This window comes from Siphonobacter curvatus, from assembly GCF_002943425.1.
Classification (GTDB): Bacteria; Bacteroidota; Bacteroidia; order Cytophagales; family Spirosomataceae; genus Siphonobacter; species Siphonobacter curvatus.
Window position 1 is genome coordinate 2,808,835 of sequence record NZ_PTRA01000001.1, and the last position, 13,790, is coordinate 2,822,624.

The following is a 13,790-nucleotide window of genomic DNA, read 5'->3' on the forward strand; positions in this document are numbered from 1 at the left end:
CGCTCACACGGTTACTGCCAGAACAACGTGGGTTCCTTTTTGAGGAGCGGAATGAATGTCAAGGGTTCCGCCAATGGCTTCGGCCCGTTCGCGGATGTTCCGTAGGCCCATCCCCTCTGGCAACTGATCGGCCTCAAAACCAACACCATCGTCGGTCACGGTAACCTGTAAAGTATCCTCCTTTTTCTCTACAACGATCTCAGCTAACAGAGCTTTAGCGTGTTTCAGAATGTTATTACAGAGTTCCAGACAGATGTTATACACATTGAATTCAATGTCTTGCGAAAGCCGTTCCTCCAAGCCACTTACTCGCAGCGTAAACTGGGTTTGACTACGACTGTTATTCATAATGAGTACCAGTCGTTTTAACCCTGCTTCCAAGCCGTACTTTTCGAGTTCGACGGGTAGCATGTTATGGGAGATGAACCGAATTTCTTCGTACGCGTGCTTCATCATGGCCAATACATCGTCGTAAATGACCTTTTCCTGCGAACTCAAATGTTCTGGATTCAGGGCCTGAATGGTCATGCGGGCCGCTGCTAATAACCCACCCAGGTTATCGTGTAATTCCGCCGCTACGCGTTTACGTTCCATCGTCTGCCCAATCAGTAGGGCTTCCGAGATCTCCCGGTTTTTCTGGACTAACTCCCGGTTGGCTTTCTGTAATTCGGCCGTACGCTCCTGTACTCGGATTTCCAAGGTTTCGTTTAACTGTTCAATTTCTCTGTTCTGGGCCTCAATTTTTCGCTGCTTCCGTCGTACCGACTGATTGAGCCACACCAATCCTGCCCCAATGAGTAATAGTAATCCGGCTATTATCGTAATCCATAGTTTGTACTTTCGTTGGAAATTGGCCTCCTCCTCTTTCTCGGCCAGCTTTTCTCGTTTCAGTTCTACCATAATCTGATAGTAATCCTGCATACCCTTGCTTTTGGGCAAACTATCGGCCGTTGCTTTGTACCGTTCGTAATACGTTAATGCTTTCGCGTAATCTCCTCGCTGCTTGTACGCTTCATAAAGATATTGCCAGGCTTCCGCCCGATCCGATAGATTATTGTTTTCTAAAGAAGCGTATCGAAGGGCCAACTGGGCATTCATAATGATTTGCTCTGTCTCTTTACGATCCAGGTTCAGCTTCGCTAACAATAAGTGCCCGGCCGAACGGGTTACGGTACTACTATCCAGTCGAATCGCCCGCTGAATCATCGCTTCACCCCGTGTTGTATCGCCAGACTTGATATAGCTTTCACCCAGAAAATTCAAAGTCATCGCCTTTTCGTAAGTAGAGGTCTGGGCTAAGGCGAGTGATTTATACAGGTATTGGCGGGCCTGCGAATAGTTTTCAAGTTTCAGGTAACACAGACCAATCTGCCGAAGCATAAACGACCGATCCTGCCGAGTTTTAGCAATTTTTTCCCCGACCATAAAATAGCCCATGGCTTTTTCATAATCTTCCAGCGTGTTATACTGAATCCGTCCCATGCGTTTCAGGCATTCATACAGATAGCGGCACCGCTCCACGGGATACTGGGAATAAATGTGATACGCCTGATAATTCGCTACGTACGATTCCCGGTATTGCATCCTGAGGTGAGCCACCTTTCCCTTCAGCGTCAGGGCATCTGCCTCTGCCAGTTCGATTTGCAGAGCCTGAGCCGTTTCTAAATAATGATTGACGAAGTACTGAGCAGAATCCAGCGTACGATCCTGACCATCATAGCTATCCGCATAGGCAATGTACAGATTGGTCAGTTTATCGTACAGCTCGAGTGCTTGGGGAGAATAATTGGTACCTGATGGACTTTGGGGAAGAGCCGCCAACTCAGTACGAGCTTTCGTGATAGCGGATTCATGCGTTTGGGCCTCCCCTTCCCGGCTCAATACTAACAGTCCGGTAAGCGTCAGTAGGAAAAGCGTTCGCATGAATAAACTGGATTGGACATTCAAAATAAGCCTTTTTTGAACTACTATCCATGCTTTCCCGGGTAAAACTACTCGATTCCGTGAATTTTATTACCTCATGATAGGTTTTAATCGAGCGAGCTTTTTAAAATGGATGAGGCCGCCTTGTCCGCTTTACTCTACCTTTGCTCGTATATCTGAACTAGTTTGTATGAATATTGGAGACCGCGTTCGGCTGGTACACGGCCGTGAAGAGGGCATTATCACCAAATTTTTACCCGGTGATTTAGTAGAAGTAGAAATTGAGGCTGGGTTTCGTATTCCGGTGCAACGGCGGGAAGTTTCACTGATTTCACCCGAGGAGAAAAATCGTTTTCGGGCTGTACCCGCCAGCGAAACGCCCAAAGCTCCCTCCTCTTCGGAGGTGTTTGCCAATCAGGGTTTGTATCTGGCTTTTGTTCCGGTTAACGATCGGGAACTGTCGATGTACATCATTAATAATACTGACTGGGACGTACCCTTTTCACTCATTAATGGATCAGAGCCGCATTTTAAAAGTCTAGGATCGGGCTTATTAAAAGCCCGTAGCAGTCAAAAAACGGGTGACTGGCAAGTCAAAGACTTTGAAAACTGGGGCGTATTCACGGTTCAGGCTTTATTCTCCCGGCTGGCCTTCCGGAATGTACGTCCACCGCTGGAAAAGAAAATTCGCTTCCGAGCCAATTCGTTTTTCAAAACCAAACAACGCATTCCTGTACTCGATCAGGTCGGGCATCTGTTTCAGGTAGACGATGAAGCGATTCAACCGGAAAAAATCAAGGAAAGCCTAACGGAGCGAAAAGTGGAGGAGCCAAAGCCGGTCATAGAGAAGCCCGAAACTACGGTGGATCTGCACATTGAGAAGCTCACGCGGCATTTTCTGGCGATGAATACCAGTGAGATGCTGGAACTTCAACTCAAGACATTCAATACGGCTCTGGAAAACGCCATTGCCCACGGACTGGATGAAATCATTTTCATTCACGGTGTTGGGAACGGTACGCTGCGTACGGAAATCCACCGCAAACTGGGCAGGCATCCACACGTCGCTTTCTTCGCGGACGCTCAGAAAGAAAAATTTGGCTACGGAGCAACGCGGGTGAAAATTAAGTAAGTTTCAGTCCTAGGTTTACCGTTTTCAGTTACTATTCCCTTTACATACGTCTCAACTGGGGTAATTTTCACCACAATACCAGCAAGGCATAAAGTTTCACTATAACATTTGACTCCTCTACTCCGACGGAATCTATTACTGAAAACAGAAAATTGTAAACTTAAAACTGAAATGCCTGATTATTTGTGCCGTATTCCCTTTTCCCGTAGTTTTTGGGCGGCAGTTGGTTTTGTATTCTTGATTTCATTGGAGGGCTGTCGGCCGAAAGGTTCCATATCCAGCAATCCGTCAGCCCCTAAGGAATCGTATCTCTACACGAAAAAACAAGTGGAAAGTCGTCGGTACCTATCAACCATCAACCTTCCGGTTGAAATCTCTCTTTCAGAAGTCGAACGTCAGATCAATGCCAATCTTACGGACTTGATCTATGAAGATATGAGTTACGAAGATCAGGACGATATGATGGTTCGGGTCTGGAAACGTGGTACCATTCTGGTTACGCCGGGAGCCAGCGTCAATAATGAAAGTTCGCTGAATCTGAAGGTTCCTCTGAAAATCTGGATTCGGGCCCGATACAGTCTGCTTGGGCTTTCAACGGAACGAGAACTGGATTTTGCCCTGGACGTGCGGCTTTCTACCCGATTCTCGATTGCTCCCAACTGGGAAGCTCATACCACGACAAAACTCGAAGGCTACGATTGGGTAACAAAGCCGGTACTCAAACTAGGGCCCGTTTCCATTCCTGTTGCGGGAATCGTCGGCAAAGCTCTGGATTCGAAGAAATCCACGCTGGAAAAAGGGGTGGACGATGCCGTGGCTAAAAACGTTGAAATCAAGAAATACGTTGTTCAGGCCTGGAATGCGGCGTTGCAACCGTATCAGGTATCGGAGCAGTACCGTACCTGGCTGAAAATAACGCCGGTAGGCATTCAGATGGCTCCGTTCCGTACGGTGGGGAAAACGATTCAGTCAACCATTGGTTTTCAAACCTATACGGAAACGGCTTTTGGGGATAAACCCGTCGTAAACGCAGTCAATCAGGTACCGAATTTGAAGATTGGCTCTGCCCCCTCGAATGAATTTAAAATTGGCTTGGTGAGCGAACTCTCGCACGCCGAAGCCGAACGAATGGTAGCCGATACGGTAGTGGGACAGAAATTCAATTACGGTAAGTATGCCGTAGAAGTGACGTCCATCAAACTATACGGCGATGCGAACATGCTGGCAATACGGGCCGGACTGAAAGGCAGCCTTGACGGATATATTTACTTCAAAGGCGTACCGTATTACGATCCCGTCACCAAGTCGGTTACACTAAAAGACCTGGATTATGATCTGGATACGCGTAGTTTTCTGGTAAAAACCGCCAACTGGGTCTTGCAAAGTAAGCTACGCAAATCGCTGCAATCGGCCCTGACCTTCCCGGTTGGCGAACCCATTGACGAAGCAAAAAAGCAGTTACAGGCTCTATTGACCAATCGGCAAATTACGAAGGGTGTAACCTTATCCGGGAAAATTGATGCGATTACCCCCGATCAGGTTTACCTGACGCCTGGTTCGATTTACGCCGTAGTCTTTGCCAAGGGGAAAGTGAATTTGCACGTGGATGGACTGTAGGGAGTTTTCAGTTTTGAGTTGTTAGAATAGTACGCTTAAGGTATGATCGGGGTGGTAATGCGTTTGTTTTTTAGGGATTTAGTTCCCTATATTCTTACTAATAACCAATAACAATCAACGAATAATCCCTCAGGAATGCCCTTCATTTAGCTGAAATTGGGGTACTTGCTGAAGGCTAAAACTGAAAACGCAAAACCGAAAACGCAAAACTCCACGTACCTTTGCGGGAAGCAAGCCATCTTATCGCTTCCGGTGTAAGCAGGAAGAGGAAAGTCCGGGCAGCGTAGAGCACCGTGCTACCTAACGGGTAGGCAGTCAACTGGGGACGGTTGGCTGACAGCCAGTACCACAGAAAAAATACCGCTTTCCTTCTGGGAAAGTAAGGGTGAAAAGGTAGGGTAAGAGCCTACCGCTCAGGGGGTGACTTCTGAGGCAGGGTAAACCTCACGGGCTGAAAGACCAAATAAACCAGCGGTGTCCGCAAGGACCGAAGGGCTGCTCGTCCGGTGCTGGTGGGTAGGTCGTTAGAGACGGCAGGCGACTGCCGTTCTAGATAAATGATAAGACTTTTTACTGGTTCGCCAGTGAAAATGACAGAACCCGGCTTATCGGCTTGTTTTTATTTCTATCGGCTGTTTTCAGTTTTAATTTACCGCAAAAGGTCGCCTTCGTACGCCTTTTTTGGTTTTCTTCACGGGAAAACCTGAACTGTTTAACCACTACGCTGAAAACTTCTGAGCTAAAGCATTCTATCAACCGGAATTGCTTTCCACGTACTGTACCTATGAAACGAAGCCTTCTGTCTATCTTTCTCGTTAGCATAAGTTTGGGGTCGCTCTGGGCCCAAACTCCCGATAAAAAATATCAAACTCCGATGACGCTGGAGGAACAAAACCAGCAGAAAGTACTGGCCGAAGCCGAAAGCAAACGGTTACGTCGTTCGTACGAGGGGTTCAATAAAATGCATACGTGGTCGGTAACCGCTCACGGGGGCATCAGCAAATTCTACGGAGATTTACAAACGGGTAACTTTTTCTCAACGGGGCCCGGGGAAAAAACACCCTTTTTCGGTGGACTTTCGGTCAACAAACAACTGACGCATTTACTCGGTGTTTCGGCCAATTTTGGCTTCGGACAACTCAGTGGTAGCAAGGACCGATTCGTCTACATCGACCCACTTAATCCTTCAGCGGGTCTCTCCTATGGTCCGAGCTACTTCTTTTCGGATATTATGCAGGCCGGATTGAACGCCGACATTAACTTGAAATCCCTGTTTTTTGGTACCAAGAAACTTCGCCGCCTGAAGGTAGATTTTATTGCGGGCGTCGGGTATATGTACTACCGGACCAAGGTTTATTCCATCCGGAATTTTGAATACGAAAACTCGCTGGGCGAACCCAAAACGTATGCCGCGAAAGAACTGGTACGTTTCTCGAACGGACCGTTCAGTTCGACCACCGCGGGCGGCTGGACGGGTAGCGGCTCGAAATACACGCGTGATCTGGTCATTCCTACGGGCATTCGGGTCTTGTACGAGTGGTCCAATCGGCTGGATATAGGTATTCACTATATGCTGAATCATACCTTCACCGAAAAGCTGGATATGACCCTGGGCGGCTACGACAACTCGCTTCCCAGCGAAATCTACGCCTCACCCAATGGCAATAACTCTTTCCGTCGTGGTGATTCGGCCTATGATAAATACGGTACGCTGGCTTTTGAAATTACGTATAAGTTCGGAAAGCGGGCTTCGCAGGTAAGCGATCAGGGCAAATACTCCACGAAGAAAGGAGAAATGTATCATCTCCGCTGGACCGACCCGAAAGACCTGATTCCGGCTCCTTACAACCCAACGGTTGATACCGCTCTGGCCCGGGTTAAAGCAATTATGCCGGGTGAAGTGGATCCGCGTTTGTATACGGACTCCGATGGGGATGGCGTAGCGGATTTATACGATCAGGAACCCAATACGCCCGCGAACAGTATCGTGTCGGGTTCGGGCGTGGCGATGAATTTACAGCAATTGCTGCAACCTTTCGTAGATGCTAAAACGCCGAAAGAAACCTGCACGCAGATTTTCGGTAACGTAGAATTCAGAACCGATCAGGCCACGATTCAGCCCGAAGCTAAACGCCTGTTGGACGATGTTATCTCCTACCTCAACAACGCCACGGAATGCCGCGTCGTAGTAGTAGGTCACACGGACCGCCGGGCATCGGATTCGTACAATATGAAGCTGTCGAGAAGACGTACACAAGCCGTTAAAAAATACCTGACGCGGTATGGTTTGAAAGATCCCAGCCGGGTGACGATCGAATGGTACGGTGAATTCCGGCCCATCGCCCCGAATGACAAGCCCAACGCAGGGATGCAACGCAACCGCCGCGTAGAGCTACGGATCTTACCGCTGAATAACTGGAAGAATTACCCAGGAAATTAAGGGAGTTTAGAGTTTACGGTTTTCCGTTTTGGGTGGTCACCGCTGCAGTTTTGAATTTTCTTAACATACCATAGAAAGGGTTTTAGGCTGGGTAAATCGGCTTGAAACCCTTTCTTTTTTTATTTAAGATTAGATCTACTCTCTGTTCCAGATTTGCAATTTGGAACCCGTCTGCTGTGCATTTATAATGCATGAGATTGCAAATCCCGGAGGGGTTCCATGTCATTAGCCGCGTATGCAATGCGGGGACTTGGCCAGCCCAGGTAGGCACAGCCTACCAACGTTTGCGTCCGTAGCAAATGCTACGGACAACCCGTCCCACTAACTTTAGCGGGTTTACTTCATAGGTAACCGCAACGGCGGCCGCTAAAACTGAAAACTCAAAACAGAAAACCCTAAACTCAAAACTCAATTATTAAAAACTATTCCGTACCTTTGCATTCCAATTCGGAAACCGGGGGACGGGTTCCCCCACAAACCCAACTACAATGGTTAAAATTCGCTTAGCCCGTCGCGGTCGCAAGAAACATGCTATGTACGATGTCGTTGTTGCTGACGCTCGTGCTCCTCGTGACGGTCGTTTCATCGAGAAACTGGGAACGTATGATCCTAACACCCAACCTGCTACCATCGTTCTGAACGAAACAAGTGCAGTAAAATGGTTGTTGAATGGTGCTCAGCCTACGGATACCGCTCGTGCGATTTTGTCGTACAAAGGTCTGATGCTGAAAAAACACCTTCAAGTGGGTGTGAACAAAGGAGCCATTTCTCAGGAGCAAGCTGATGAAAAATTTGCCAGCTGGAAGCAAACGAAAGATGCTCAGGTAACTGCAGCTACGGAAGGTATTGCTGGTAAAAAAGCTGATGACAAAAAAGCTCGTCTGGAAGCAGAATCTAAAGTAAATGCCGCTCGTGCAGAAGCTTTGGCGAAGAAAAATGCTCCGGTTGTAGAAGAAGCTCCCGCTGAAGAGGCTGCTGCTGAAGAAGCTCCTGCAGCTGAAGGTGAAGCTACGACTACTGAAGCAGCTGAATAAGCTCTTTTCGAGTAAAGATTTTTGGCAAGTCTGGCGGGTCTCCCGGCGGACTTGCTTCATTTTTAGGCGATTGATTCGGAGATTCCCTTCTATTTTTAACGGCTGTCAGCAACGAGCTACGGCCCACCGCTACTGCTATGAACAAAGAAGATTGTTATGAATTAGGACGGATTACGAAAGTGCACGGCCTGAAAGGCGAAGTGCAGCTACTTTTTGAAGTAGATGATCCGTTTGAATACGAAGACCTCGATAGCGTGCTACTCGAAGTCAAAGGGCAACTGATTCCGTACTTTATTGAAGACCTCAATATCCAATCCAATAAAATCATTGCCAAATTTGAAGACATCACCTCCATCGAGAAAGCGACGCCGCTGGTAGGAGCCAAACTCTGGCTGACGCTGGATAACCTGCCGGAGCTGGACGACGATCAGTTTTACTTCCACGATGTGATTGGTTACCAAGTGGTTGATACTAACGTGGGGCCATTAGGAACGGTACGCGAATTTGCCAGCTTCTCGCTCCAGGACCTGATGGTGATGGATTATGAAGGCAAGGAGGTACTGATTCCCGTCATCGACGAAATCATCGGCGAGGCCGATCACGAGGCTAAAACCCTCAGCGTTACGCTTCCCGAGGGCTTACTCGATATTTACATGAGCGAAGCCAAAGATTCGGAAGAACGGGATGATGCGGACGAGGAAGCGTAGCCCTAGGCATTGATCATTATTGATTTTGGTTTCATACGGTTCGGACTCTGTACCCGAACGGTTTTATTTATTCTGTCATGCGTTTAGATATTATTAGTGCCGTACCGGAATTGTTGGATAGTTTTTTCCAGAACTCGATTGTTAAACGGGCTCAGGACAAAGGCCACGTGGAAGTTCACATTCATAACCTGCACGATTACGGCATTGGTAAGTACAAACAGATTGACGATTATCCCTTTGGAGGCGGTGCCGGCATGGTTTTGATGATCGAGCCAATTGCTCAGTTGATTCGCCAGCTCCAGGCCGAACGCACCTACGACGAAATCATTTATACCGCTCCGGACGGCGAACGTTTTAATCAGAAAACGGCGAATACGCTTTCTATGGCCGAAAATCTGATCATCCTTTGTGGTCATTACAAAGGCATCGACGAACGGTTGCGGGAGATTTTCGTGACGAAGGAAATCAGTATTGGCGATTACGTACTGTCGGGCGGAGAACTCGCCGCCTCGGTTATTTCAGATGCGATTATTCGTTTGCTGCCCGGCGTACTGGGGGACGAAACTTCGGCTCTGACGGATTCATTTCAGGATAATCTGCTCGCTCCGCCCGTGTATACGCGGCCTTCGGAGTGGGAAGGACATAGAGTTCCGGACATCCTACTCTCCGGTCACGACGCCAAAATTCAGGACTGGCGACACGAACAGGCCGTCGAACGCACCCAGCAACGACGCCCGGATCTGCTTTCCTAGCAAGACGAAACATACTAAAGCAAAAGCCCCGACAGGAATCGGGGCTTTTGCTTTAGTATATAATAAAAAGGATCGCTGACGAAACCTCGCACCTCCTCCAACAACCACTAACAAACAACCATTAACTTTATTTCATCTTATACACTTCACTTCCCGCCAGCAGGAAACAGCCTAGTCCATAATCCTCAAAATCGGGCACGCTACTGACTGTTACGGGCTGACCATCCTTTGGTTCTTTCCCCGTTCCCTGCACGTAACCCAGAAAACCATTGGGTTGTACGGATTCTTTGATGAGAGCGTTCCAGGCTTTCACGACGATAGGTCGGTAGGTTTTCGCGGGAATAATGCCCTGATTAATGCCCCAGGCCATGCCATATACGAACAGCGAAGTACCTGTGGCTTCTTTTCCGCCGTAGTTATTCGGGTCGTGTAAGCTAGCATTCCAGAAGCCGTCCGTCCGTTGAATGGGAGCCAGTGCACTGAGCATATCGACCAGCATGGTTTGGTATTCCTGCCGATGCGGAGCGTCCTTCGGAATGATTTGCAGCACGCGTACCAGAGCTGCCACGACCCAGCCATTCCCCCGCGACCAGTAGCAGTCTTCGCCATTGGGTTCTTTGTAGGGCGGCACGAAATCCTTATCCCGCCACCAGAGTTTGTCCTGCGGATTGTACAGACCCTTGCCGCCTTCTACCTCTTTGGAGTGCTTGTACATTTCGTGCATCCGCTCGTAGTAGGCCGGATTCTTGGTGATTTGTCCCAGCTTGGCAAATACGGGCATGGCCATCTGAATGGCGTCAATCCAGGTCCAGTCGCTCACTTTCGACGTAGCCATCATACTATCGATGCTGGCTTTGATGTCGTGCATGCACTCCGTCTTCTGGGGATTCATTTCATACAAAGCCAAGTACGTCTGGCCGCAACACTGGTTATCGGCATTGCGGGTTTTGATGCCGCCACGCAATCCCCACTTATGCGATTCGCCCCAACTGTAGGCATAATCCAGGTACTCTTTCTTACGATCAATGTCGTGAAGAGCCAGTAGCCCTTCGTAGTACACGGCCCGGGTCCAGATGTTACTGGGACGAGCAATATTGGTTACAATTTCTTTGCCCGTATCCGGCCATTTTTTCTTGAAGTACGCATTGGCCCGCTGCATCGGCTCCAGAATATCTTTCGTTTTGGAAAGCTTCTGAGCCTGGAGGCCCGTACTGAAAAGAAATACGCCCAGAATGGGAAGGAATTTTAGCTTCATACAATCAACTGCGTTTAGAGTAAGACGGGCACTCCATCGGGTATCCCTCCTAGCCTGACTTATTTTTTGATCAGATATCGGGTCAGTTTTAATCCTTTGGTGGCCCGTACCCCTTCTACGACCGCAGCGGCGTTGAGCTTCGCTCCGGCGAGTGAGGTGTGAGTATGGTCGACTTCGGTAAAATGCTCTTTTGTGACCCGCTCCTGCCCGATTGCTTCGTACTGCTTCGCTACGATTTCGTTGAGATCAATAAACTTGGCCCCCGTTTGCTCGGCTACCTGTTTCGCCCAAAGGCCGTAATCCTGCGATCCCCGGGCTACTTTTCCCTCTTTCCAGACGTTTCGCGGTACCAGCGAGAGCACCACCGGGATAGCTCCCTTAGCCTGAGCTTCGGTGATGTACTTTTTCATGTACCAGCCGTAGGTATGAACCGTTTCGGGACGTTTTTGAATGGGATTGTAAATGTCTTTGGTTTCCTCACCAATGCCCCGAATGGTACCACGAGCCCGGGCCGTATCATCCAAAGCTCCGGCATCGTTATGACCAAACTGCATCAGCACGTAATCGCCGGGTTGCAGGCGGGACAGAATTTTCTCCCAGCGGCCCTCGGTATGAAAGGTTCGGCTGGAACGCCCGCCAATGGCGTGGTTCTCGATGTGAATGCGGGTGGTATCAAAGAACTCGGGTAGGAAATGGCCCCAGCCCCAGAGGCCTTTATCGCCCTTATCGGACCCATTTTTTACGGTCGAATCACCAATCAGATACAGGGTTGGTTTGACCGTAGGCCGGGCAGCCAGAGCAACGATAGCGACCAGAAATAGTAAGCAAAGCCGTTTGAGTGAAGTCATCGTATTAGGTTATAGGTCATTAGGTATTGGTTGCATACGTAATGCAAGAATCCGTCGAGCTGCGTTTCGTTCCGTAGGTTTGCAACCTTCCGCAGGTACGACATTCATTTTTCTCTAGCCCAGAAAGATGTCTCCGTATGAGCATTGGGTGAAAAGCCTGTTAGCCCTCTTAATTCCCATCTGGTTTCACATTTTTAATGAAAGGACTGGCTGGGAATTTCCACCGTTCATAGGAGGTGGGTCGAGCCGGATCAAACGCCGGGGTATCCTCCGTCAGCTCACTGGCAATATCCAGTTGGGCCGCTTTAATACCACTGATGACACACTGAACCAGCAGGTACGCTCCGTAATTACTAAAGTGCGTATTGTCGTGAATATCCTTCGTCACGCCGGGCAAGGTCCCCGCTGCTACGTGGACAAAAGCTTTCTCCGAATCCTGCGGTCCCAGTGCTTCCCAGAGGGTTTTGCTCATCGCATTCAGGTCGATTAGCGGTACGTTTTCTTCCTTTGCCGTTTGTCGCATGGCCTCGGGAAAATCGCCGAGCGTATTGATGATACGCCCCTGTTGGTCAAAGTTTCGCCGGTGCATGGATGTAACCAACACGGGTTTCGCTCCCTTTTCCCGAACCGCCTTGATGTACTGTTTGAGCAAGTCCTTATACCCTACAAAGGGCTGTAAATCATTCTGCTTTTGATCGTTATGAGCGAACTCAATGAACAGATAATCATTGGGTTTGATTACGCTCAGGATTTTCGCCAGTCGTTTTTCCGCCAGAAAACTCCGCAGGGATTCCCCCGATTCGGCGTGATTGGCCACGACGATCTTTTCAGGCTTGAAAAAGCGGGGAATCATCTGACCCCAGGCGGCGTAAGGTTCCTGGGCCTGATCGACTACGGTAGAATTTCCGGCCAGATAAATCGTCTGGGCCTTCGTATTCGGACGAATTTCCAAGGCGGCCACTTTCGGTAAAACGTCCGTAAATTCAAACGTAAGCTGGTCATCCCACTGGAAGTAATCTTTTTCACGCGGTTTCAGTCGTACCGAATCGGTATCCGTGATTCGGGCGGTACGGACATTCACCGTGAACGTTTTCCAAACGAATTTCCGGGGTTTGGTTTCTACCTTTTCCAGCATCAACCGCCGGTTTTCTGCCTTAACCGTCGTGTACGAAACATCTTTTTCATCCCCCAACAAAAGCTTTACGTCATACGTACCCTCAGGAAGCTTTACGGAGAAAAAGAAGGGCTGCGTACTCGTCACGTAATCGCGTATGTAGCGAACGGCGTATAAACCCTGTACCGGAGAACCCGGCAGAAATCCGTACCCCCGCTCAGGCGTGTACTGCATTTCGGGCGTCACCTTCGTATAACCACGAGCCACCGGGCCCGCCCCAAAGTCAAAGCGGTACGATTGGGCCATTACCGTGGTAACACCGAGCGAAAGAATACCAAAAAAGGCTAATCGAAACATAGAAAAATGATAATGGATACAATGGTACATGCAAAAGCGATCCTTTAGCAACCCGTACTATCAGGGCTTGCTGGTTTTGGGTTTATCTAGACCTTTGGAAGTATACCTATGAAAAGCGTTGGACTGAACGGGTACAAAAATCCGTTTAATTACTTCAATAGCAACGTTTTCTTCGGGATTGAACGCGAGTATCTGCCAGTATTTTTCAGACAGTATACGAACTGCCTCCTTTTTCTGAACCGCTTTTCAATCGATCTACCCGTTTCGTTCAACTTTGGAAGCGTCCGTTTCAGTAACTGAAACGGCTTGTCAGTCTTTCTCTGGCATCCGAAGTCCTGCTGACAGCAACCCGTGCCCATGCTGAATCTTACCCAGCCATTTGGCATCAGTCGAACTTCGGCCCTTTGTATGGTTCATTGCAGATAAGCTCAGCAAGTATGGTTAACCGATTTCAGGTAAGTGACAGAGGCAAGATGTACTGGTGAGGAGTGAAAATGCGGAGGCAGGCAAGACCCTTTGGCGACCACTAACTTACGTTAAATCAAAGTCCACTGATCTACTTTTGCTAGGGCTTTCGATCTTCTTGCATTCGAAAGAAAATTAATTAATCA

The 13,790-nt window shown here is 48.7% G+C and carries 10 protein-coding genes and 1 other RNA gene; 7 read left to right on the forward strand and 4 right to left on the reverse strand.

Annotation, left to right across the window (positions count from 1 at the left end; all coding sequences use genetic code 11):
* Positions 1-3: 3 nt before the first annotated feature.
* Positions 4-1,923, reverse strand: coding sequence for a tetratricopeptide repeat-containing sensor histidine kinase (locus C5O19_RS11785; RefSeq protein WP_104712349.1), 1,920 nt, complete (start codon positions 1,921-1,923; stop codon positions 4-6).
* A 190-nt stretch (positions 1,924-2,113) separates the two neighbouring features.
* On the opposite strand from C5O19_RS11785, the gene C5O19_RS11790 reads away from it, so the two are divergent.
* From C5O19_RS11790 to trmD, 7 genes are all read left to right on the forward strand, one after another.
* Positions 2,114-3,055 carry a Smr/MutS family protein gene (locus C5O19_RS11790; RefSeq protein ID WP_104712352.1) on the forward strand — a complete coding sequence of 314 codons (942 nt, stop codon included), beginning with the start codon at positions 2,114-2,116 and terminating at the stop codon, positions 3,053-3,055.
* 171 nt (positions 3,056-3,226) lie between these two features.
* Positions 3,227-4,672, forward strand: a complete 1,446-nt coding sequence (locus tag C5O19_RS11795) for a DUF4403 family protein (protein WP_104712354.1) — start codon at positions 3,227-3,229, stop codon at positions 4,670-4,672.
* A 227-nt stretch (positions 4,673-4,899) separates the two neighbouring features.
* Positions 4,900-5,296: RNase P RNA component class A (rnpB, locus tag C5O19_RS11800), an RNA gene on the forward strand.
* Between the two features lie 160 nt (positions 5,297-5,456).
* The gene (locus C5O19_RS11805; protein WP_243406373.1) at positions 5,457-7,112 is read left to right on the forward strand and encodes an OmpA family protein; all 1,656 of its coding nucleotides are present in this window, start codon (positions 5,457-5,459) and stop codon (positions 7,110-7,112) included.
* Between the two features lie 488 nt (positions 7,113-7,600).
* Entirely contained in the window at positions 7,601-8,146 is a 546-nt protein-coding gene (locus C5O19_RS11810) for a 30S ribosomal protein S16 (protein ID WP_104712360.1), read from the forward strand.
* Positions 8,147-8,283: 137 nt separating this feature from the next.
* The gene (gene rimM, locus C5O19_RS11815) at positions 8,284-8,853 is read left to right on the forward strand and encodes a ribosome maturation factor RimM (protein WP_094812993.1); all 570 of its coding nucleotides are present in this window, start codon (positions 8,284-8,286) and stop codon (positions 8,851-8,853) included.
* A 77-nt stretch (positions 8,854-8,930) separates the two neighbouring features.
* Positions 8,931-9,605 (forward strand): tRNA (guanosine(37)-N1)-methyltransferase TrmD, encoded by a 675-nt coding sequence (gene trmD / locus C5O19_RS11820; protein WP_104712362.1) that lies wholly within the window; start codon positions 8,931-8,933, stop codon positions 9,603-9,605.
* 127 nt (positions 9,606-9,732) lie between these two features.
* Here the strand turns inward: trmD and C5O19_RS11825 are convergent, their stop codons facing one another.
* From C5O19_RS11825 to C5O19_RS11835, 3 genes are all read right to left on the reverse strand, one after another.
* Positions 9,733-10,860 (reverse strand): glycoside hydrolase family 88/105 protein, encoded by a 1,128-nt coding sequence (locus C5O19_RS11825; RefSeq protein WP_104712364.1) that lies wholly within the window; start codon positions 10,858-10,860, stop codon positions 9,733-9,735.
* 59 nt (positions 10,861-10,919) lie between these two features.
* Positions 10,920-11,708, reverse strand: a complete 789-nt coding sequence (locus tag C5O19_RS11830) for a rhamnogalacturonan acetylesterase (protein ID WP_104712367.1) — start codon at positions 11,706-11,708, stop codon at positions 10,920-10,922.
* A 169-nt stretch (positions 11,709-11,877) separates the two neighbouring features.
* Positions 11,878-13,179: a rhamnogalacturonan acetylesterase gene (locus C5O19_RS11835; RefSeq protein WP_104712369.1), complete on the reverse strand. Its 1,302-nt coding sequence runs from the start codon at positions 13,177-13,179 to the stop codon at positions 11,878-11,880.
* Between the last annotated feature and the right edge of the window lie 611 nt (positions 13,180-13,790).

Excerpts from the sequence above, each read along its gene's own strand:
- C5O19_RS11805 (WP_243406373.1), top strand. The coding sequence starts at position 5,457 with ATGAAACGAAGCCTTCTGTCTATCTTTCTCGTTAGCATAAGTTTGGGG.
- C5O19_RS11790 (WP_104712352.1), top strand. The coding sequence starts at position 2,114 with ATGAATATTGGAGACCGCGTTCGGCTGGTACACGGCCGTGAAGAGGGC.
- C5O19_RS11825 (WP_104712364.1), bottom strand. The coding sequence starts at position 10,860 with ATGAAGCTAAAATTCCTTCCCATTCTGGGCGTATTTCTTTTCAGTACG.
- trmD (WP_104712362.1), top strand. The coding sequence starts at position 8,931 with ATGCGTTTAGATATTATTAGTGCCGTACCGGAATTGTTGGATAGTTTT.
- rimM (WP_094812993.1), top strand. The coding sequence starts at position 8,284 with ATGAACAAAGAAGATTGTTATGAATTAGGACGGATTACGAAAGTGCAC.
- C5O19_RS11830 (WP_104712367.1), bottom strand. The coding sequence starts at position 11,708 with ATGACTTCACTCAAACGGCTTTGCTTACTATTTCTGGTCGCTATCGTT.
- C5O19_RS11835 (WP_104712369.1), bottom strand. The coding sequence starts at position 13,179 with ATGTTTCGATTAGCCTTTTTTGGTATTCTTTCGCTCGGTGTTACCACG.
- C5O19_RS11795 (WP_104712354.1), top strand. The coding sequence starts at position 3,227 with ATGCCTGATTATTTGTGCCGTATTCCCTTTTCCCGTAGTTTTTGGGCG.
- C5O19_RS11785 (WP_104712349.1), bottom strand. The coding sequence starts at position 1,923 with ATGCGAACGCTTTTCCTACTGACGCTTACCGGACTGTTAGTATTGAGC.
- C5O19_RS11810 (WP_104712360.1), top strand. The coding sequence starts at position 7,601 with ATGGTTAAAATTCGCTTAGCCCGTCGCGGTCGCAAGAAACATGCTATG.